Source organism: Fibrobacter sp. UWH6 (assembly GCF_900142465.1).
In the GTDB taxonomy this organism is placed as follows: domain Bacteria; phylum Fibrobacterota; class Fibrobacteria; order Fibrobacterales; family Fibrobacteraceae; genus Fibrobacter.
On the sequence record NZ_FRAX01000009.1, the window covers coordinates 1 to 22072 of the forward strand.

Below are 22072 nucleotides of genomic sequence, written 5' to 3' on the forward strand. Positions count from 1 at the left end.
CGCGGAAACGCAGCGGCAATATTTGGAGAGGCTTTCCAACTGCTGGACCGCATCAAGCCTGGCGACGCCGTTGATAATTCAACCGGAAACGAGTATGCTGAAGGTTGGAGCTCATACGGAATCGACAATATCGATGTCAATGGCTACATCCGTCAAAAAAGTACGAATAATCCTGAAATTGTGGAATATGATGAGAATGTTCCTTACGGCGAAAAAATCAAACTTGAAAATTATACTTCAATCCGTCTTCCGCCAAATTTGTCCATCTTTGCGACAATGAATACAAGCGACCAAAATGTGATTGCAACGGATAATGCTTTCCAGCGTAGATTCAAGTCCAGAATGATTCGTAATAAACTTTCCAACGAAGTATTTCCGGGTAGGGCTCAATACGATATTCAAATTGATGGCACTGGAGTTTGTTGGGGAAAATTCCGAGACTGGATTAATGGAAAGATTCTATCACCAGAAAATGGAATTTCAAAAGCCGACGACAAGTGCCTTGGCGGATGGTTTATAAGTACTTCCGTCAAAGAGAAAAATGCAGAAGGCGTTGCTACTAAATTTGAAGACATATCAAGGGAAGATTTCGCCGAAAAAGTTCTCAAGTATTTATGGGACGATGTTTTTAAGCGCAATGCTGCAAACAATATTTTCAACAAGGACGAGTTTAAGTCTCTCTCTGACTTGATTGACGCTTTTGAAGAAAAAGATGGAGAGTCATATAATCTTGAAGGTTTCAAAGCGTTTGATGAAATTTTCCGATTGAATGACAGCGATAAAAAAGCATTAACAAATGGATGATTTCATTCTTCACAAATCTGTTAAACGCCAGAAATCCTTCAAGGATTTTTGCGTTTATCTTGATTCGACGGTTTCTTCTTCTGACGAAGACGAAACATTTGTCGGCGTGAAGATAAAAAAAGCGAACGAACTGAATTCTTTTGAACCTAGAATTTATTTTCCTCGTGGATATCATCCCGATCATAATGATTCCGATGGCGTAAAACTGGATGCAGAACTCAAATCGGATTTTCTGCGATTAATCTCTATTATCAATGATGTTTCGTTGCAGAATCGTTTCCCCGATAACGAAAAAAGCGATTTGAAAACTGGTTTTCCGATTAACGCATTCTTTTCCGTTGTACAATATTATTTGGACTATGGTTATTTCGTAGAGTCAGAAACAATTTATAAAAAAGGCTGGTCTGGAAAAATAAGCTGGTCGCGAACGATAAAGCGAATCAAACCCCAGGTGGTAAAAGACAAAGATGACAACCACAGCGTCGTTTATCTCAAGTTGGTCACCCGTAGAACCAATTACAGGCAAGACAACCTGATTACGCTCATTCATAAATTCTGCGTTTATGAGGCTGCAAGAATGCTTGGTCCTCTTCTGGGCGTTACCGAAGATGAGTTTGATTTACCGGAACTGGATTTTGATTATGAACTTTTTGTCGAAGTTCTAAAAGATAAAGTTGCCTCAACATTCAACGACAAGTTCCTGGAACTGTTCCATTCGTTATTGTCAGTTGTAGATTTCTTGGGTAACAGGGAAACTTCCGTCAATGATGATTCTGATATCTGCTTTGGTTTCAAAAAATTTGACCATGCTTGGGAGGGGATGATTGATTGCATTTTCGGAAACGTTGTTGACAAGACGGAGTATAATCCACATCTAAAATTCATCGCGGTGAATTCCAAGGATGCGGAAGAGCAAACCGTTAACAGTGATGACGATGTAAAAGATAGTCTACGCTCCACTTTGCGTCCCGATACAATCATGAAACTTGGCGATTCCGTCTTCATTCTTGATTCCAAGTATTATAAGTTTGGAGTAAAGAATGAAACCCGTTACTTGCCTGGTGCAGAATCTGTCTGCAAGCAGATGGCATACGCAGAATATGTTGAAAACCACATGAACGAGAAGGCAGACAAAATCTTCAATGCATTTATCATTCCGTATCATGCAAAATCAGATGAGTTGCCATATGGCATAGAAAATAAAGGTTTTATCTATGGTGACTGGAAAGTGGTCTCCAAAAAAGGCGATGCCGAAAAGAAGGATGTTCGCGAGAAACGCCCTTACCTCTATATCGCTTGCGTTTGCCTTGACATGAAGTCCGTAATGCGAAACTACCATCGCAGCGAAATGGCTCAATTCAAGTTGGCGGAAGTTGTGAGATCCGGGGCAGAAGGCACCTTGGAATACGCAACAAACGAAATTAACGCATGATGGAAAGGCTCGCCGCGATAGTGAATGAAAAATACTCTGCGTTTTTAGTGTGATTTCGGAATAGAATACTTTGCGTTTTTTGCGGGGTTTTCCGCTGAATTTAACTAATGCGCTAAAAAAAAGACTCTAAACATCGTTATTTTACTGTATTAAATACAAAATTTTAATAAAATGTATTTAACTTATTGACGGAATAAACTTTTTGACGTATATTTAGGTTGGAGAAGGTGTTCTTCTCTCCAAGAAAAAAGGACCGGCCTGCAACTGGAATTGCAGGTCGGCCCCGTAAAGGACTTTGTAGCCCCTTTGAGTTTTGTAAAGCTACATAAATCCTTTGCTCTTGGCAATTTCATTTAACCGCCCGCAAGGGCAAAGGAGTCTGCAATGGCAGATTATGGACCTCTATTACCTGTAATCGGTTCTGGTGCACCGAGAGACACCATTTACACCCATGATTTCCGGCCTTCCCCTGGAGTTGGTGGGTTGGTTCCGTCCATTTCGTGGACTCGTAATTTGATGGAACAGGAAAAGCCGTCTTTTCAACAATACCTTCGCGCAATCAAGGATATCGACGCCGAGATCGTGCTACCTGGTTGGAAGAACTACATGGCGCGAGACAGAGCTTTGGAACAAATGCGTTTGTTGAGGTATTACGGCGGGTATCAAGGGATGAAGTGGGACCTGACCACCGGTTCTCCCAACAACCATTTGGATTCTTTAATACGAACGAAATACCCGCGCTATCCTAGGTATTTTTCTAAAGATGGTTTGTTTAGCAAACTTGAACTTCCAAAAGTCAATGCGCCCTTTGACGTCTCCCATTTTCATGCGACATTGAGCAAGTATCTTGACTGGCCTCAAAATCACCAATATATACGTCCTGATCTAGCTGGCTGGGCTGGTGACATGTTTACTTTTGCGCGAGATTTGAAGGACTTGCGTAGTAAGGGGTGGTTTAGCAATGACAGTTTATACAAACTGGCGGACCTTAGCATTGGTGAAAAGCTTGATGGTTTTAAGGCGAATTTAAGTCGCCAAGTAAATTTGTTTAACTTGCCTAGAAATATACTCTAATGGGGTGGTAGTGTCAAGGGTTTTTCGCAAAAATAGTTTGTTCCAACATCAGATTCTAGGCTAGGTTCTCGGCCGATTGTTCAATTTCCACTCAATCCACTTGACCTCATCTCTCGTCAGGTCCTCAAACGAGGTTCCCTTTGGCAGGTACTGGCGAATCAGACCGTTCATATTTTCGTTTGCACCTCGTTCCCACGAGTGGTAAGGGTGGGCAAAGTAATAACCGACATCCAACTTTTGGGCTATCCGAACATGATCGGCGAACTCCTTTCCGTTGTCGGAAGTGACCGTGTGTAGCAGCCTCTTGTAGGGCGAAAAGGCCGCTATCAGAGTATCTGCCAGGGCGGTTGCATCCTTTGTCGGTAGAGGCTCCAGGATGCAAAGCATGGACATTCTGTCGTTGGCGGTGAGCAGGTTCCCCTTATGAAGAGCTCCGTTGATCAAGTCTATTTCAAAATCGCCGAAGCGACTTTTCTCGTCGACTATCGCCGGACGCAGGTCTATGGGCACCTGTCCCGTAATGGAGCCTCTTCCATCCTTTGCAGGACCCCGCTCTCGATATTTCTTGTCCCCATGCCTAAGGTGTGGCTTGAATTCGTCTCTGCCTTTGATATGGCGGTATATCGTTGGAACGCTTGGAGTTTTCTTACCCTCCAACCCCCTGCGTCCAACAACTTGCTCCGGTGACAAGTCCTCCTTTATCAGGGCTTCAGTTTCCGCCCAAACTTCATCGCTATACTCATAGTGAATGTGCGCTTTGTGCTGGAGCTTTACGGCCCTCTTGTCAGCCTTGTCCGGATCGTACTTTTTACGACCTCCGTTTCTGGAAATCTCCTTGCTGAGTCCACCTTCGGAAATTCCGATTAGTTTTGCTATGACTTTTTGTTGATGTCCGGCAGCCAACAGTGCGCTAATTTGGTATCTTATGTCTCGGTTAAGTCTCATCGCTTGTCCTTTTCTTGGTCGAAAACGCAAGTTAGAAACCTAACCATCCCTAGAATTCTCTTTCTAGGGATTTTTTTGTTTTCAGCCTAGATCGGATTTACTTGACGATGAGAATCCGCGACTGAAAAAAATATGCTAACTGATAAATTCGCTATATCAAGTCTATCAACTCGTAAAAAACATATAAAGTATTACGTTTCTGATGATTGCTGAACACAAGGTTGAATTCAACGAGTTTATCTAACGCTCGATTGATGGCTGTGTTGGAAAGCCCAGTTTCTTTTGCAATCGACTTACTAGTATGTATAGGCATCTTGAAAAAGCACTCAAAAACCTGCTTTGCAATTTTCGAGGAGCACTTTTCGTCTATCACTTGAATACTGCGTGTGTACAACTTTTCAATCTTGACTATGTTCTCGCTATACTTGATACTTTGCTTATTGACAATGTCCAGAAAGAACTTCACCCATTCGTTCCAGGCGCCATTGCTACGAATATCGTTTAGCAACTTGTAGTATCTATACTTTTCTTTTTCAATAGCTTCGCTCAAGAACAGGTACAGTCTATCAATTTCGTGGGTGAAAAACAGATACAAGACTATAATCATTCTGCCAATACGTCCGTTGCCATCTTCAAAAGGATGAATCGTCTCGAATTGAGCGTGGATTAGCGCAGCATTTACGAGATTCCGCTGCGTTGGAGAAGAATTGTTCATGTAACTGATGAGATTGTCCATCAGTTTCTTGACATTTGACGGTGCTGGTGGCGTGAACGAAACATCCTTTGTAGCTTCGTCCTTGATATAATTTTGCTTTACTCGATACCTACCAGTGTTTTCCGAGGTTTTGTGCACGTTGCCACTAAGTAAAATCCGGTGCATTTCCAAAAGCATTTCTTCACTGAATCGTCCATCACGAATCAAATAAGAGAGGCCGCTATTCAAGGCATTAGTGTAATTGTCTAAATCCTTGTTACTTGTGCTCGTTTCATTTGTCGCCTTGTTTTCTAGGGATTCTTCAAGACTCGTGCAAGTTCCTTCCATGCTAGTTGAATGAAAATTTTCCTTCCAGAGCATGGATCGAGTACAAGATTCTTCGGCGATAGACCTTTTCAAAGCAGTTAGGTAAATGCCCATATGGGACGTGGCGTCAATAAGTTCGTCAAAATATTCACGCTTATCTAGCTTTTGTAGTGCAGATTCAATAAACTCAGCTTTAAAAGGTTCTTTCATAGTAAATACAAAAATACATAAAAATGTATTTTAAGAAAAGTGTACAAGTGTTCAGAAATTCACATAAAAAAAAGCGACCCTTTTCAGGATCGCTTTCACACTAACGGAAGACACATTTTTTCAGCTAATTACTACTCAGTTTCACCGTAAAGGCTTACCTTGTTATCTTCCTTGGTGGTGGTGTAACCCGCATCCACAGGGAGCTTTACGCCGGTGATGGCGCTGGCTTCGTCGCTTGCAAGGAAATAAGCGGCAGCAGCGATTTCGGAAGGTTCGATCCAGCGATTCAAAAGGCTCTTGTCTTCGGCAGCCTTGCGAAGCTTAGGATCGGAGTAGTCGTACTTGATGGCCATTTCTGTCTTGGTATAGCCAGGTGCCACCGAGTTCACGCGAATACCGTACTTGCCCAAATGGAAGGCTGCGGTACGAGTAAGCCCGTCAACAGAGGACTTGGAAATTCCATAACCGAACGGAGACCATTCTGCAAAGGATGCCACAAAGGAGGACACGTTTACGATGGCACCCTTAATCTTCTTTTCTACAAACACGCGGGAAACATGCTGAATCAAGTAGAGGCTTCCCCAGAGGTTCACATCTTCGGCCTGCTTGATCAGTTCCGGGTCAAAGTTCAGGATATTCTTGCGGTGGCCCGTGATGCCGGCGTCATTGAACAGGGCGTTAATGCGGCCATACTTCTTTACCACTTCGGCAATGACTTCCTGACCCTGCTTGTAGTTGGTCACGTCAAGCTCGTAGGCGGTAACGTCGTGACCTTCGGCAACAAGCTTTGCCACTTCTTCGTCAAGTTCCTTCTTCTTGATATCGGTGGCGGCAACGGCCCAGCCTTCCTTCAAGAACTTCTTGACACCTGCAAGACCAATACCCTGTGCAGCACCAGTAATAATGACAACTTTCTTTGTACTCATTTTTAAAATTCCTTTTTGATTTATTGTTAAACTCTTAATTTAAAAACCGTTTTTGTTAACGTGTTTTAATTCCCTATCATTTTTGTAGGGATAAAAATAGAAAACCCCTACCTACTGGCAAGGGATAGTTTTTATACTATTTATCTAGGGGTGGCTATAGATTTATTTTATAGTAATTCACTCTGACGAAATTATTCGTGCTTGTAGCCGCCATCGACTACAATGCGGGTGCCGGTCATGTAGGAGCTGCGATCCGATGCCAGGAATAGCACCGCATTGGCGATGTCACGAGGGCGGGCTACGCGGGCCATGGGAATGCGGGCATCGTAAATGTCCCCCACCTTCTTTCCAGGGAACCGCTCTTCTACATAGGTCGTCATCATGCTTGTATTTACAGGCCCCGGGCAAATCGTGTTGACGCGAATTCCCTTGGACGCCTCTTCAAGGGCCGCGCACTTGGAAATCGCAAGAACAGCATACTTGGAAGAAGCATACAACGAGTTGCCGGCATCAGCACCAAAACTATCGATGGAGCCAGTATCAATGATGGAACCGCCACCGGTCTTTTCCATGGAGCGGATAACATATTTTAATCCAAGGAAAACTCCCAGGACATTCACATCCCAGATTTTTTTCAGGTCGGCGATTTCCGTATCCTTAACATAGCCGGTCTTGAGAACACCAGCGTTGTTGAAGAACACATCAATCTTTCCGAAGGCTTTTTCTGCTTCGGAAACGTAGTTGGCCACCTGATCTTCCTGAGTTACGTCGGCGGCAACCAAGTGAATACGTTTGCTGTCGATGTTGATTTCGTCAGCGGCTTTCTGGAGCGCATCCTTATTCAAATCCACAAGAACAAGGTTCGCACCTTCTTCGGCAAAAGCCTTGGCGGTTTCCTTACCAATTCCGCCGACTGCGCCAGTGATTAAAACTGTTTTGTTCAAAAATTCATTCATACTTTCTCCTTCTGGATATTAGCCGCCAACAATTCTACAGATAATATTCAAAAAATTCTGCGATTTGTATATGCTTTTCTGCAGCAATGAGTTTAAGCAACGAACCCGCTACTCCCGCGGCACCGATATAAAAACCGGTATAGCTTACAACACGGCTGGGGTTCACGCGGTCCCAGGCTCCGTACCAGCTCAGGCCCGTTTTTTCTTCGAAAGATTCACCTAGCAAAACATCTGCAGAACGATGCGCTAACTTCAGGTATTGAGCGTCTCCATAGGTTTTGTAGAGTGTTGCAAAGTATTCCAATGCGCCGGGGCCACCGCAGCAAATGCACTTGCTTCCCCAATAGCCCCAGGACTTGATTTCTGGAACACCCGCCTTAACAAGGCCTGCATACAGGCGCTTCACCCACTGCAAATATTTTTCGTCATGAGTCAGTTCATACAATTTCTTGAAAGGCAAACTCGCTCCGATAGGACCGCCACACATACCTAAATAGAATTTGTCAAGCGGGCCCTTTTCTGGATGATCCTGGTACGGGAACAGCACAGAAGTTTTATCGCCAACGGCAATTCCTTCCAGATATTTAATCACATCGTCGGCTAGCTTCAAGTAACGCTTATCCTTGGTAGCTTCGTAAAGAGCTGCCCACAAGTAAGCCGTACCTGCCGAACCATGAGAGAAGTTTACATGCACGGCTCCCTTCTCGCCTTCTCCAACACTTTCAAGATCATAAAGGTTGTAATAGGTTCCACCGTTTTTTGCAGGGCGACCAAACTTTTCAATGTAGGCACCAGCCTTCTTAGCGGTTTCCAGATAAATTTTCTTGCGGGTATCCTTGTAGACTTGCAGCAAATAGACGATACCGCCAGCGTCACCTACGATGTCGCGGAAGTCGCTCCAGTGCAATCCATTTTCGTCTTCAATGGCAGCCTCTACAAATGTATTGGCGGTGCGGATTGCAAATTCGTAGTAGCGATTTTCATTGGTTTCGCGATAAAGTGCGTAAACAAACTGACCTTCGCTAATGGGGCCAACCTTGTAACTAAAAGACCAACCGTTTACAGGGCCAGCAGCATTGCATTCCGGAACAGAATTTTTCTTTGTTGTGGCTATACGCTTCTGAACCTTACGATAAAATTCAAGTCCACGGGGATTGGCAAGAATATATTCCGCTGCGGCCTTGGCTTCGTCAAGCCATTGCTCATCGCTAGTCACCTGGTACAAGCGCAAAAAGAAAAAGCCGATGCCGGCGGAACCCGCATAAAAACTGGTCTTGCCAACGAAAGGGTTGTCCTTATAGCCATTCTGACCATCTGGAAAAATTTTCCAGGTCTTGCCCACTTTTTCTTTCACTTCCAAGGATTGAATCCAACGGGCAGCACCGATGGCCGCATTCAGATAATCATCAAGAGTATTTTTCTTCAGCAGACTTGTGGTTTTAAGTTTCATTAAAGAGCCTCCAAAGCTTTTTTTATGCGGTTCAAGGCTTCTTCTAAAATGCGGCGGGGGCAAGCCAGGTTCACACGCTGGAAGCATTCTCCGGTTTTGCCAAAGAGGGTTCCGCTGTTGAGCCACAGGCGTGCCTTATTGCGAATCAAATCATCTACCTGCGTGGTGGAAAGCCCAGTGCCCTTGAAATCCAGCCATGCCAAGTAAGTTGCTTCCATAGGAACAAGCTTTACGCCGGGCAGATTTTCCTTGACAAACTTGTCCACAAAATCAATGTTTCCCTTCAGGTATTTTTTCAACGCTTCAAGCCATTCTTCGCCGTGTTCGTATGCGGCCTGGGCGGCAACCAGCCCAGGAATCGTGACTTGGCTGTAACCGATGCCATCGATTTCCTTGCGGATGGCCTTGCGGACTTCGGGATTCTTGATAAAGGCGTGGGCGATTTGGAGGCCAGCCAGATTGAATGTCTTTGTGGGAGACGTTACCGTAATGGAATTGTCCGCGAACTTTTCACCCAGGGAAGCGAACACGGTGTGGGTTCCTTCGAAAACGAAATCGTTATGGATTTCATCGGCGACAACGAACACATTATGCTTCAGGCAGATTTCACCAACGCGCAAAAGTTCTTCACGAGTCCATACGCGGCAAACCGGATTGTGGGGGCTGCAAAGCAAAAACAACTTCACATTATTTTCCACAATCTTTCTTTCAAAATCTTCGAAGTCAATGTGATAGCGTCCATCTTCGCCGTAAACGAGATCGTTGCTGACAAGCTTGCGATCGTTCTGCAGAATCACATCCGGGAAATGCATATAGACCGGCTGCTGAATCAGCACGGCATCGCCCACTTTCGTAAAGGCCTTGATTGCCAAGGCCAGCACAATCATGACGCCTGGAGTCTTGATTACCCATCTGGGATCAAATTCAAAATTGTGGCGACGACGGTAAAAATTCTGAAGCGCCCTGAAGTATTCGGCCTTGGGTTCGGTGTAGCCAAAAATGCCATGTTCCACAGAGCGGATCAGAGCATCCTGAACAAAGGAGGACGTTCTGAAATCCATATCCGCAATCCACAGCGGCAACAAACCGTTAGAATCTTCGCCCGGTCTCAATGCGCCGCGTTCCACTGCAAAATCATACTTCAGGCAGTTGGTACCGCGACGATCCACAATCTCGTCAAAATTTAAATTTCTCTCTTTCGTCATTTTTGAAATCCTCTTTTTTTCCGTACACATTTGTCATTGCGAGGAGCGCTAGCGACGTGGCAATCTAAGCTAGATTCTGCTCCTTCGAACCTAATTCAACTAAGGAACTAAAGTTCCTAGTTTCATATATCGCTTCGCTCAGAATGACACTGACAAGCACTTCATTACATATAAGTCACTCAAAGCGAAGCGCCCTCATACCTCAAAGGCCGCAGGCCGCCCTCACACCTCTTAAACATACGCTCCGTCGTTACCCGAGTGCAGTTCTATAATGGCATTCTCAAAATCCTTAATCAAATCCTGCACATTTTCAATGCCCACAGACAAGCGCAAAACGCTAGGCGTAATTCCATTCTTCTCCAAAATATCCTTGGGCACATCCGCGTGAGTCTGAGTAATCGGGTAAGTAATCAGCGATTCCACACCGCCAAGGCTTTCTGCAAACTGAATCAGTTTCACATTTTCCAAAATATACAAAGCCAATTCCCTGGATTCCACTTCAAAAGTTATCATGCTACCAAAACCAGTAGCTTCATCCTTCAAAATATCGTGACCTGGATAATCTTCAAAACCCGGATAATAAACCTTCTTCACATGCTTATTGTTGCGGAGCCACTGTGCAATTTCGCAGGCATTTTCTGCCTGGCGCTCCATGCGAATAGGCAAAGTCTTGATACCGCGAAGCAAAAGCCAGCTATCGAAAGGAGCAAGGCCCGATCCAACAGTCTTGATCAAGAAACGAAACTTGTCCGCAATATCCTGGCGGTTCGTAGCAAGGAAGCCCGCCAAGGTATCATTATGACCGCACAAAAACTTGGTTCCGCTTTCCACAACGATATCCGCTCCCAACTTCAGCGGCTGAGAAAAATAGGGAGAAAGGAAGGTGTTATCCACAATGCACAAAATGCCGTGAGTCTTGGCGATACCTGCAATGCGACGCACCGACACAATGTTCATCATGGGATTGGTGGGAGTTTCAAAATAAAGGGCCTTGGTATTGGGCTTAATAAAATTTTCAATATTGTCCTGAGCAAAATTTACACGGGTAATTTCTAGACCGTTTTTCTTGCTGACATTATCAAACAGACGAATGCTTCCGCCATATAGATCGGAGTCAATAATAATGTTGTCGCCCGGTTCAAAAATTTCAAAGAGGGCGGTAATGGCCGCCATGCCCGAAGAATAAGCAAGAGCATCTATACCACCTTCCAGCGAAGCTACAATCTTTTCAAGCTGTTCCCTGGTGGGATTTTGCAAGCGGCTATAATCAAAACCGGTAGACTTGCCAACGCCCCTGTGAGCGAAAGTTGCCGTCTGGTAAATGGGAAAACTGATGGATCCCGTAGAATCCTTGTCAAAACGTTTCAAATCACCGTGTATACATCGTGTTTCAATTCCTAAGCTCATGTTCGCGCACTCCTTTTTCGAATGGCCATTAACCTTTTATTTCCTAGCGTTTTAGTAGGATTATTCACGAGACCAAATATAGAAGGCAGTTTTCAATTTGTCCAATACTTAATTTTTAGCGGTTTATATAAGATTTTTTTATACCGCAATACAAGAACGCATACCATAAAAAACAACCGTCCCCCAAAGGGAACGGCCGCCTTTAACCAAATAGAAATTCTTGTCGGCTTTAACCCCAAACTTCTTCGGTAATCTCCTTCACCAAGGCAATCTTTGCCCACTGTTCTTCCACCGTCAACTTGTTGCCCACTTCGCAAGAGGCAAAACCGCACTGGGGGCTAAGAGACAGACGATCCAGCGGAATGTACTTTGCGGCTTCCTTGATGCGGGCGATAACAGCAGCCTTGTCTTCCAGCTGGGGGGTCTTGGAAGTAATCAAGCCAAGGACAACCTTCTTGTCGGCACTCACCTTTGCCAAAGGCTCAAAACCACCAGAGCGTTCGTCATCATATTCCAGGTAGAGGGTGTCCACATTTTCGTTGGCGAAAACGTAATCCGCAACGGAATCGTAGGGGCCGCTAGTAAAATAGGTGGAGTGATAGTTTCCGCGACAGATGTGGGTATTGATAATCAAGTCTTCCGGCGCACCTTCCACAGACAAATTATTCACCAAAAGCAACTGCTTTTTCACATCTTCAAGATCCAGGCCAAGAGCCTTGTAACGCTGGGCGGCAGCATCGCCAACAATGGCGCCCCAGGTACAGTCATCCAGCTGAATCACGCGACAGCCGGCATCATAGAACTGACGGATCACGGCACGGTAAGCGTAAGCGATGTCCTGAATCAGCTCTTCGTTGGTGAGGTAAAACTTGCGGGTAGTCTCGATGTTCTGCGGAACAATCAGCTGCTGGAACAGCTGGGCCGGAGCCGGGAAAGTCTGCTTTGCCACATGTCCTTCAGATTCCAGGGACTTTACAAACCTAAAGTTCTCCACAAAGGGATGCGGTTTCGCCTTGATTTTCCCAACCAAAAAAGTGGCATCCAAATCGGCCACTTCACCGGCAAACTGAACGCCGCCGCCCACACGTTCGTGAGCCACGCCTTCAAATCCCCAGAAGAAATCCAAATGCCAGAACCTACGGTTGTATTCGCCATCGGTAATGTAATGGAGGCCAGCCTTCTTCTGCTTTTCGACCAGCTTCACAATTTCGGGGTTGACAATTTCGTTAAACTGCGTAAGGGTAATCTTACCTTCGTTAAAATCTGCACGAGCCTGCTTTACGGCTGCCGGGCGGAGAAAACTACCAACCACATCAAAATGGGTAATAAGAGCATTGTTCTGAGTCATTTGTCTTTCCTTTTCATGTTTTCGCGGAATCGTACCCGCGCCGCCTTCAAAGGCGGAAGTTATTTATGAACGGCGACAAATATAAAACAGGCAATATTACTTTGTCCAATACTTAATTTTTAGCACTTATTATAGATTTTTCCTATAATAAGACATATCAAATCGAAAATTTTATGATATATTTCTCCAAATTGGAATATATTTTTCTTACATTAATCGGTAAAAGTCGGACATTTTATTCTACATAAGTAACGTGAAACAGTTTCAATTTGAGTTTTCAGGTGTCGGCAAGCTCAAAAGAGAGCTCGATAAAATCAATCAGTGGCGAAAGTCCAAGGTGACCTCCGCTGTCGTTTTTAGTATCTACGCAGAAAACATTGACCAGGAGCAAATCGATCTCGCCTGCGAAATCATCGAGAGCGAAATGCCGGACGCACAGTACCTCGGGTGTTCCACAAACGGAACCATCACCGAAGGCAGACTTTCGGACTCCCCCTTCGTAGTTGTCTGTACCATTTGCGAATACCCTTCTACCCAGGTACACCTACTGCAATATCCTCTATCGGAAGACAATGCACTGGATGCTATCGAGAACCTGAAAAAAGAATTGGAAAAACGTCCTTGGGTTAAAGCCATCGAATTACTAGCGACTATTCGCGGCATGTCCATGACTCCGTTCTGCGAGGCTTGCACCGAAATCAACCCAGACATTCAGATTTTTGGCGGTGGCGCATTCAACATAGACTTGAACAACGACAACGCCTGCGTATTCTCCAAGGCCAGGGGCTATTCAGAAAAAGGCGTCGTCTTCCTGCTTTGCGGAGGCGATGACTTAAACATTCACACCACACATATTACCGGCTGGAAACCCCTGGGTAGGGAATTCCTCGTGACCAAGGCAAACGGAAGCATCTTGCAGGAACTGGACGGCAAGCCGGCCTACGACGCCTACTACAAGTATCTGAACATTCCCAACAACGAGCATTTCTTCTACAACACCCTAGAATTTCCCTTCTTCTACAAACATCATGGAATCAACATCCTGAGAGCCCCCATCGCAAGTAACGCCGACGGGTCCCTCACCATGACTTCCAACATTGAAGAAAACGTCTACGCGAGAATTGCCTATGGCGATCCATGGACCATTCTTAACAGTATTGAAGAAGGTGGCCGCAAAATTGCGGAATTCCAACCTGAGATCCTAAAGGTTTTCTCTTGCGCCGCTCGCAGAACATTCTGGGGCAACGACGAAATCAGTAAAGAAACAGGTCCGTTCCAGAGCATCGCACCCACTTCGGGTTTCTACACTTCCGGCGAATTCCTTCGTACCGACAAGGATCTGATCCAGCATAACGTCACCCTAGTCATCGCCGCCATGCGCGAAGGACCCATCGATGACAAGGCCCATTTCGAAATGGATTCCGAAAATTTCTCGGGCAAGGTTTCAATGATCAGCCGACTGGCAAAATTCATCGAAGCCGCTACAGCGGAACTGGCCGAAGCCAACCAGAAACTGGCAAAGATGGCTATCGAAGACAGCTTAACCAATCTCTGCAACCGTGCCGAAACCCAACGCAGAATCAGGGAAGCTCTGGAAGATTACAACAACACTGGCAAAAAGGTCAGTCTCATTATGATGGACATCGACAACTTCAAGATGGTCAACGACACCTACGGCCATAAGGAAGGAGACAACGTCATCCTCGGCCTTACAAAGGTCATCAAGGAAACCGTCGAAAAGAGCAACCCCGACGCTTCTTGCGGTCGCTGGGGCGGCGAAGAATTCATGGTAGTTCTTCCCGGCATCGATTGCCATAAAGCGGCAGAAATCGCAAACGAAATCAGGACATCCTTTGCAGCAATCTTGTTCCCCAAGGCACGACGAAAAACAATCAGTGTCGGCGTCGTAGAAGCACTGCGAGGCGAGAACGCCGACATGGTCTGTGTACGAGTCGATAGCGCTCTATACGAAGCAAAGAACAATGGCAAGAATCAGGTTTTTATCGGGTAATGGAGACACAAAATGAATACGCAAAAATTAGACGCTCTTTTTGAAGCTTACTCCATCGCCGCAGACGGCGCATACGTTTATGTATGCGACATCAAGAACGATTACTCCAAATGGTCCAAGGCCGCAGTTGACTACTTCGGCCTTCCCGGAGAATACATGGAAAGCGCAGGTCACATCTGGCTTGGCCACATCAGCCCCGACGACCGTGAAGATTTCGAAACCAGCATTGCAGACGTCTTTGAGGGTAGAGAAAAAAGTCACAACATCCAGTACCGAGCAATGGCCAAAGACGGCAAATACGTTCTTTGCACCTGCAGCGGAGTATCCATTCCTGACGATGACGGAACCCCGGCGTACTTCTGCGGAATCATCAAGAATCACGATTGCCTGAACTACACGGATTCCATCACAAATCTCCGCAGCCTTTACGGTTTCCTGGAAGATATCAAAGGCTGCCTATGGAAAAAGCAGAAAATCAGCACCATCATAATCGGACTTGAGGATTTCTCCAGAGCAAACGACATCTACAACTACGCCTTCGGAAACAGAATCCTCCGCAAGTTCGGTTCTATCTTGCAGCAGGCATTCCGCGGTATGGGCACTACCTACCGTATGGACGGAACAAAGTTTGCCGTTATTTCCGAGAATTCCTCCATCGAGGAACTGAATACAGTCTACCGCGACGTGCAGGAATTGGTGGCACAGAACTTCTACGTGGCATCGGACCGTATCGCCCTTTCACTTTGCGCAGGGGCAGTTACTATTGCAGACTTTTCCGTTACCGCAGACACAGTCTATTCCTGCCTAAAATACGCCTTTGCGGAATCCAAGAACTCCCGCCATGGAGACCTGTATCTTTTCGAAGAAGCCCTGAACAACGATCAGAAGGACACTCTGAAAAGAATCAACTTCATTCGCAACTGCATCATCGACAACTGCAGCGGTTTCTACCTCTGTTACCAGCCCGTAGTTGACACAAAAACCGAAATATTGAAGGGAGCCGAAGCCCTGATCCGCTGGCGTAGCGACGTCTATGGCGTGGTTCCGCCGCTATCCTTCATTCCCGTTTTGGAACAGGACAGCCTCTTCCCAGAACTGGGCAAATGGATCCTGAGACAGGCCCTTATAGACTGCAAGAAAATTCTGATGGGCAATCCAGGTTTTATCATCAACGTGAACCTCTCTTACGCCCAGCTGGAAAAGGGTGATTTCGCCCAGGATGTCATAGACATTCTTGAAGAAACTCAGTTCCCTGCAGAAAACCTCTGCCTTGAAATTACAGAACGCTGCCGCCTGCTGAACATCAATCAGTTAAAGAAGATATTCAGCGCTCTCCGCAAAAAGGGCGTGCGCATCGCTTTGGACGATTTCGGCACAGGTTTCTCCTCGCTGGGAATTCTACGCGACCTTCCGGTGAACACCGTGAAAATCGACCGCGGCTACGTCATGAATATCGAAAATGACGCTAAGGATAGAAACACGGTAAAGTTCATCAGCGACCTTGCAAAATCCTTCTCTGCAGAAGTCTGCGCCGAGGGTATCGAAACCGAAGGTATGCGCAACGAACTTCGTGAACTCAACGTCACAAGCCTCCAGGGATACTACTATTCTAAGCCCATTGAAATCGGTGAATTCCTGAAAAAGTTTTGCAAGTAAGCACTTGTAAAAAACGAAGCAAAAAAAACGCTAGGAAGCCAGGGCTTTCTAGCGTTTTTTGAACTTGCGGGCAGCAAGAAGCCCTGCCTCAAAAAGTAGATAAGTAGGCACACCTAGAATCAGTTGGCTGACAATGTCCGGCGGCGTGAGTAGGGCGGCAAGGACCAGAATGCCCACCACCACATAGGGGCGCGCGTGGCATACAGTTTCGTAATAGACAATGTCAGCACGGATCAGGGCGTACGTTACCAAAGGAAACTGGAACATACATCCAAAGGCAAGGGAGAGCCAAAGAGCAAGCGTCACAATATTGGAAACGCCAAAGATAGGCTGCAAAGTTTTACTTTGGAAACTCATGCCGAACTTTACAAGCAGCGGAAAACAAATCCCCAGGCAGAAAACCACACCGGCAATAAACAGCCCGCAAGTCATCCACACAATAGAGCGCACGAACCGCCGTTCATTTTCATAAAGGCCCGACAGAACAAATTTCCAGAGGTTCCAGGCGATGCAGGGCGAACAGACAATATTCACAAATAACAAAAAAAGCACCGGGACGCTGATGTGGCATCCCGACGACTTTCACTTCTTTTTCAACTTTCGTTCGGTAGATCGGAGACGTTAAATTTGACAATTACGGAAGCTTATCATATTCCGCGTCAACGACAGGTTCCAACCATTCGTTACTCGCGCCTTCTTTCACATGAGTGTGGTAAGTCAAATGTTGGAACCAGGAATCCTTGGCAGCACCATGCCAGTGCTTCTTGCCTTCGGGAATAGCAACAACTGTACCCGGAGTCATTTCCAGAGGTTCCTTACCTTCTTCAACGTACCAACCACGGCCAGAGACAGCGATCAGAACCTGGACCTGGTTATGATGCACATGCCAGTTGTTGCGGCAACGGGGTTCAAAAGTCACGTTGATGGGGCCACCATTTTCCGCATCCATAGGAGCCAAATAGCTTTTGCCGATAAAGTACTTTGCAAAACCGTCGTTAGGAACACCGCGGGGCCACGGGGAATCACCGCCATACATTCCAGGAATCAGCTTGGCATCCTGCAATGTCATGGTAATGCTTTCCACCTGCTGTTCCGTAAGGCCCGCTTTAACAGCTCCAGCCTTGTGACTTGCCAACTGCGGATGAACACCGTCCATTCCGCTGAGAGCCGCCACAGTAACCAATTCTCGTTCCTGCATGGTCAAATTGTTGCGAGCAAAAATATCGCCGAACAAATGAGCCTTCAGGTAATAATCTGTTGCGGGGGCAAAGGCGTAATTGAATTTCCCGAAAAGTTTTGTCTGCACTTCAGTTCCCGCTTTCAATGCATTGAAATTCTTGGGAAGCGGAGAGGCATCCTTACCTTCAACAGTTTTCTTGCCCTGTTCCTTACGCTGATCCAGAACTTTCTGCAAAGTTCCCAAAGCGTTTAGAGAACGGGGGAATCCGGTATAGGCGTAAAGCTGAGAAAGAGCTTCCTTGACCTGATTTACAGAGAGGCCATCATCAAGACCCTTGTCAATCGCCTTGCTAAGCTTTGCCAAGTCACCCTTGGCTTCCAAGCAAGCGATAATGGCCATGTCCTGCTGCTGAATGGTAAGAACGTTTTTCATGATTTGACCATAAGAAACACTTGCGAATGCAAGTGTTGCTAGAGAAGTGACGAACAATTTTTTCAGGATATTCATAGTTTACTTCAGGTTTTCCGTATAGAACTTTTCCAACTTATCCCAGGGAATAAAATTCTTGTTTTCGCCACCATCGTAAAGGTCCGTATGGTTAGCATCCTTGATGACAAGCAGTTCCTTGTTGGAGGGCACCGGGTTAGCCTTGATTCCTGCAGCGGGATTTCCTTCCACCATGTACTTGTAGGCATCCTTGCCGAAATAGAGGGAATGGGCCTTTTCGCCATGCATTACGAGAACAGCGCTGCGGATTTCATTGGTGTAACGGAGGAAGCGTGCGTTTGCATAAGCCTGAGTGCCAATAGCATTCCAGCCGTCATTGGAATTGCCGGAACGTTTGTGGTATCCGCGAGGAGTCTTGTAGTAGCCAAAATAATCCTTCACGAACTGGGGTGCATCAGCAGGGAGCGGGTCCACAACGCCACCGGCGCGAAGATGCTTGCCTTCAGCATAATCCTTGGCGCGCTGGGCGGCGATAGCCTGGCGAGCCCTGTAACGAGCCTCTTCGTTATCTTCGGAATCGAAGTAACCGTTTCCGCCCACACGAGTCATGTCGTACATGGTAACTGCTGTAGTTGCCTTGATACGGGTGTCTGCTGCGGCAGCATTCAAGCCGATTCCACCCCATCCGCAAATACCGATAATGCCGATGCGGTTGGCGTCCACATTTTCCTGAGCTTCCAGGAAATCAACAGCAGCAAGGAAGTCTTCTGTATTGATGTCTGGAGATGCGGTACGGCGAGGCATGCCGCCACTTTCGCCTGTAAAGCTGGGGTCAAAGGCAATAGTCAAGAAACCTCGTTCAGCCATAGTCTGTGCATAAAGACCGCTGGACTGTTCCTTGATGGCACCGAAAGGACCAGAAACAGCGATGGCAGGGAACTTGCCGTTTGCTGCCAACTTGGCATCCTTAGGAATGTACATGTCGGCAGCCAAGGTAATGCCGAAGTTATTGACGAAGGCGACCTTCTTGTGATCCACCTTTTCGCTCTTGGGGAATACCTTATCCCATTCCTGGGTCAGTTCCAGTTTTTCAACTTGTTGCATAGTAGTCTCGTTTGCAGAATAGTTAATGGTATTTTTCATTTCCATGAAGTTCATTCATGTCAAGAGTCAGAGGCAATTTCGAAAGGAACGCCTTACCCGTTTCTGAATTCTCGATTATGGCGACAAAGGAAACTTCGCCAACCGAGACTTTAATATTGCTGTTAGCAATCTCATTCATCTCCATCTTTTCAGTTGTCGGAGCAGATGCCGAACTGCAACCCATTAGAAAAAATAGAGCCAGAATCCCGATGAACCTTTTCATGGTTAAACTTCCTTGATTTTCCTTGCAGGTACCCCTGCCACCACTGTTCTTGGGACCACATTTTTTGTGACCACCGCCCCGGCAGCAACTATGGCTCCAGCGCCAATCCTTACGCCCGGCAAAATAATGGCACCGGCACCAATCCATACATTTTCTTCAATATGAATCGGTTTGAAAACCATATCCCCACGATGTTCAGGATCGGAATTGTGGTTTATGGTGCAAAGGGTAACATTGTGACCGATCAAGGCTCCGTCACCAATGTAGATGCCGCCTTGGTCCTGGAACTTGCAGCCAGAATTAATGAACACATTCTCGCCGATAAAGGTATTCTTGCCACAATCCGTATTGAAAGGCGGGAACATGCCGAAATTCTTGGGCAAATCAATTTCCCAAAGTTCAGAAAGCAGTTGATGGAGTTTTTCAGGTTCGTTGTAAGCACCATTGATTTTCGCAGTAATGCGCATGGCCTGCTGTGAAAACAGGTGCATTGTCTGGTGAACATCGGAGCCAGCAACCACAGGCTTGCCAGACTCCATATAATTTCGGAACTCTTCTACGGTCATGGTCTAAATTTAGCCATGAATTTCACAAATAACCAATACTTTGTTTTCATACCGAACTATAACTTTTAGTTATATTTGGAGTATGGAACTACGTCATCTTCGCTATTTTCTCGCTGTCGCCCATGAACAGAACTTTACAGCGGCAGCAAATCTTATGTGCGTTTCGCAACCTGCACTTTCCAAGCAGATTAAAGATCTTGAGAAAGAAATCGGCAAGCCACTTTTTATCCGCGGTTCAAAAATAGTCCAGCTTACAGATGCGGGGCTGTTCCTGAAACAGCGCGCCGAAGATATTCTGGAATTATCCAACAGAACCCTCACAGAATTGAAAGCGGACGAAGCTGAAATTACCGGAGAAATCAATGTGGTCTGTGGCGAAATAGAAGGCGTATCCTTCGTTGCACAGGCAATCAAGAAAATGAATCGTCGCTACCCGAAGGTAAAATTTAACATGACTACTGGCGACGAAGAAACTGTACGCTACCAGTTGGACAAAGGCATCGCTGATTTCGGCATGTTTGTGGACTTGACAGTTCTTCCGAATTATGAATGTATTTCCGTGCCCATTGCATCTCCTTGGGGTGTTATGACCTGGAAAGGGAATCGCCTTGCAAAAAAGAAGTTCGCCACCCCGAAAGATCTACTGAACATGCCTCTGATTCTTTCGCGACAGATGCGGAACAATAACACACTCGCCACCTGGCTGGGCTACAGCACTGATAAACTGAACGTAGTAGGCACCAACGACATGCTTTACAACGCATCGAAATTGACCGAAGCCGAAGTCGCCAGCGTCATCACTATTGACGGAATCATAAACACAAGAGGCACGAAACTTTGCTTTGTTCCCTTCAAGCCCCTGTTCCCCATCAAGGTCGCCGTCGCCTGGAAAAAGAACCGCATCGCCACCAAGGCCTGCGAAAAGTTCCTGGAAATCCTGCGAGAAATGGAACAGAAACCTATAAGTCGTGGATTTTTCACAAAATCCCCTTGACCTAGAGCTAACTCTAGGTGCTATATTGTAGGGTACATAAGGAGACTTTATGGGTTATTCTATTGGTGAAGTGACAAAGAAAACAGGGCTTTCGGTCCATACGTTACGTTATTATGAAAAGGAAGGCCTGCTGCCTTTCGTAACGAAAAACAGTTCCGGCATTCGAGTATATTCAGACTCAGATTTGCAATGGCTTTCCATGATTGAATGTCTCAAGAAGTCTGGCCTGCAGATCAAGGAAATCCGCCAGTACATCGAATGGTATCGCAAGGGGGATTCCACCCTCAAGCAGCGCCTGGATCTTTTCGTGAAGCGCCGCATCGCATTGGAAGCGGAGATGGAGCGTTTGAATACGGTCATGAACAAGATCCGTTTTAAGGAAATCCTATACACTGAGGCAGTGAAGTTGGGAAGTCTTGACGCCGCCGAACAGCAAAAGAAAATACAACAACTGAAGAAAAAGCTGTTTGATTCGCCGGGTGATTTCGACAAGGTCATGCAGGAAACGGCATAGAGGTTTTTATGAAAAAATTCATCATCGCTTTAATTCTAGGAGTATTTGGAATGGCAACAGCAAATGCAAAGACCGCAGTAGTTTACTTCAGCGCTACCGGCACCACCAAGAAAGTGGCAGAGACAACCGCCAAGGCCGTAGGTGGCGACTTATTCGAAGTGGTACCTGAACAGGCTTACACTTCTGCAGACTTAAATTGGAATGACAAGAAGTCCCGTTCCACAAAGGAAAGCAACGATCCCAAGAGCCGCCCGGCCATCAAGAACAAGATTGACTTGGCTGGTTACGACACCGTTATTTTGGCATACCCCATTTGGTGGGGCCTGGCACCCAAAATCATGTACACGTTCGTTGAAAGCCAGAGCTTCGAAAAGAAGAATGTCATTGGCATTTGCACCAGTGGCGGCAGCGGTTTCGGCCAGAGTGGCAAGGACTTGAGTGCTCACGCGAAGGGCGCCATTTACAAAGGCGGCAAGGAATTCAACCACGGCTCCGAAGCAGAAATCAAGAAGTTCGTGGAAGGACTGCTGAAGTAAGGTTCGTCGCCGAAGGGGTCGCAG

Annotated in this window: 20 protein-coding genes and 1 pseudogene; 8 read left to right on the forward strand and 13 right to left on the reverse strand. The window is 46.2% G+C overall.

Annotated features, from left to right (window positions below; translation table 11 throughout):
- The 3 genes and pseudogenes from BUB73_RS17260 to BUB73_RS08885 all read left to right on the forward strand — a co-directional run.
- A pseudogene (locus BUB73_RS17260) lies at positions 1-804 on the forward strand (hypothetical protein); the annotation flags it as partial.
- The gene (locus BUB73_RS08880) at positions 797-2236 is read left to right on the forward strand and encodes an LlaJI family restriction endonuclease (RefSeq protein ID WP_073285121.1); all 1440 of its coding nucleotides are present in this window, start codon (positions 797-799) and stop codon (positions 2234-2236) included. The pseudogene BUB73_RS17260 and the gene BUB73_RS08880, both read left to right, overlap by 8 nt.
- 384 nt (positions 2237-2620) lie before the next feature.
- The gene (locus BUB73_RS08885) at positions 2621-3310 is read left to right on the forward strand and encodes a hypothetical protein (protein ID WP_073285124.1); all 690 of its coding nucleotides are present in this window, start codon (positions 2621-2623) and stop codon (positions 3308-3310) included.
- 60 nt (positions 3311-3370) lie between these two features.
- Here the strand turns inward: BUB73_RS08885 and BUB73_RS08890 are convergent, their stop codons facing one another.
- The 8 genes from BUB73_RS08890 to BUB73_RS08925 form a co-directional block, all read right to left on the reverse strand.
- On the reverse strand, positions 3371-4213 hold the full coding sequence (locus BUB73_RS08890) for an IS30 family transposase (protein ID WP_175552202.1): 843 nt from the start codon (positions 4211-4213) through the stop codon (positions 3371-3373).
- A 193-nt stretch (positions 4214-4406) separates the two neighbouring features.
- Complete coding sequence (locus tag BUB73_RS08895; protein WP_073160091.1) at positions 4407-5486, reverse strand: Fic family protein; 1080 nt, start codon at positions 5484-5486, stop codon at positions 4407-4409.
- 131 nt (positions 5487-5617) lie between these two features.
- Positions 5618-6412 (reverse strand): SDR family NAD(P)-dependent oxidoreductase, encoded by a 795-nt coding sequence (locus BUB73_RS08900; protein WP_073285129.1) that lies wholly within the window; start codon positions 6410-6412, stop codon positions 5618-5620.
- Positions 6413-6603: 191 nt separating this feature from the next.
- Positions 6604-7368 carry an SDR family NAD(P)-dependent oxidoreductase gene (locus BUB73_RS08905; RefSeq protein ID WP_073285132.1) on the reverse strand — a complete coding sequence of 255 codons (765 nt, stop codon included), beginning with the start codon at positions 7366-7368 and terminating at the stop codon, positions 6604-6606.
- 34 nt (positions 7369-7402) lie between these two features.
- Positions 7403-8818 (reverse strand): lanthionine synthetase LanC family protein, encoded by a 1416-nt coding sequence (locus BUB73_RS08910; RefSeq protein ID WP_073285135.1) that lies wholly within the window; start codon positions 8816-8818, stop codon positions 7403-7405.
- Positions 8818-10023 carry a MalY/PatB family protein gene (locus tag BUB73_RS08915; RefSeq protein WP_073285138.1) on the reverse strand — a complete coding sequence of 402 codons (1206 nt, stop codon included), beginning with the start codon at positions 10021-10023 and terminating at the stop codon, positions 8818-8820. The genes BUB73_RS08910 and BUB73_RS08915 overlap by 1 nt, the downstream gene beginning before the upstream one ends.
- A gap of 231 nt (positions 10024-10254) precedes the next feature.
- Positions 10255-11430: a trans-sulfuration enzyme family protein gene (locus BUB73_RS08920; protein ID WP_073285140.1), complete on the reverse strand. Its 1176-nt coding sequence runs from the start codon at positions 11428-11430 to the stop codon at positions 10255-10257.
- 229 nt (positions 11431-11659) lie between these two features.
- Positions 11660-12778: a 5-methyltetrahydropteroyltriglutamate--homocysteine S-methyltransferase gene (locus tag BUB73_RS08925; protein ID WP_073285143.1), complete on the reverse strand. Its 1119-nt coding sequence runs from the start codon at positions 12776-12778 to the stop codon at positions 11660-11662.
- Positions 12779-13031: 253 nt separating this feature from the next.
- Between BUB73_RS08925 and BUB73_RS08930 the strand changes: the two genes are divergently transcribed.
- Positions 13032-14789: a sensor domain-containing diguanylate cyclase gene (locus BUB73_RS08930; RefSeq protein WP_073160081.1), complete on the forward strand. Its 1758-nt coding sequence runs from the start codon at positions 13032-13034 to the stop codon at positions 14787-14789.
- Between the two features lie 12 nt (positions 14790-14801).
- Entirely contained in the window at positions 14802-16445 is a 1644-nt protein-coding gene (locus BUB73_RS08935) for a bifunctional diguanylate cyclase/phosphodiesterase (protein WP_073160080.1), read from the forward strand.
- A 48-nt stretch (positions 16446-16493) separates the two neighbouring features.
- On the opposite strand, the gene BUB73_RS08940 is transcribed toward BUB73_RS08935, so the two are convergent.
- From BUB73_RS08940 to BUB73_RS17880, 5 genes are all read right to left on the reverse strand, one after another.
- The gene (locus BUB73_RS08940; protein WP_254795019.1) at positions 16494-16979 is read right to left on the reverse strand and encodes a twin-arginine translocase subunit TatC; all 486 of its coding nucleotides are present in this window, start codon (positions 16977-16979) and stop codon (positions 16494-16496) included.
- 100 nt (positions 16980-17079) lie between these two features.
- Positions 17080-18132, reverse strand: a complete 1053-nt coding sequence (locus tag BUB73_RS08945) for a carboxymuconolactone decarboxylase family protein (protein WP_083539714.1) — start codon at positions 18130-18132, stop codon at positions 17080-17082.
- 3 nt (positions 18133-18135) lie between these two features.
- Positions 18136-19176: an alpha/beta hydrolase gene (locus BUB73_RS08950; protein ID WP_073285275.1), complete on the reverse strand. Its 1041-nt coding sequence runs from the start codon at positions 19174-19176 to the stop codon at positions 18136-18138.
- A gap of 22 nt (positions 19177-19198) precedes the next feature.
- Entirely contained in the window at positions 19199-19438 is a 240-nt protein-coding gene (locus BUB73_RS08955) for a cyclophilin-like fold protein (RefSeq protein ID WP_073160077.1), read from the reverse strand.
- 2 nt (positions 19439-19440) lie between these two features.
- Positions 19441-20004 carry a DapH/DapD/GlmU-related protein gene (locus BUB73_RS17880; protein ID WP_073285148.1) on the reverse strand — a complete coding sequence of 188 codons (564 nt, stop codon included), beginning with the start codon at positions 20002-20004 and terminating at the stop codon, positions 19441-19443.
- A gap of 82 nt (positions 20005-20086) precedes the next feature.
- On the opposite strand from BUB73_RS17880, the gene BUB73_RS08965 reads away from it, so the two are divergent.
- From BUB73_RS08965 to BUB73_RS08975, 3 genes are read left to right on the forward strand one after another with little or no spacing between them, the layout of a single operon-like run.
- A complete protein-coding gene (locus BUB73_RS08965; protein WP_073285150.1) occupies positions 20087-20998 on the forward strand; it encodes a LysR family transcriptional regulator in 912 nt (303 codons plus the stop codon).
- 49 nt (positions 20999-21047) lie between these two features.
- Positions 21048-21512 (forward strand): MerR family transcriptional regulator, encoded by a 465-nt coding sequence (locus BUB73_RS08970; protein ID WP_073160072.1) that lies wholly within the window; start codon positions 21048-21050, stop codon positions 21510-21512.
- A gap of 50 nt (positions 21513-21562) precedes the next feature.
- Positions 21563-22048, forward strand: coding sequence for a flavodoxin (locus BUB73_RS08975; RefSeq protein WP_199174018.1), 486 nt, complete (start codon positions 21563-21565; stop codon positions 22046-22048).
- The last annotated feature ends 24 nt before the right edge of the window (positions 22049-22072 follow it).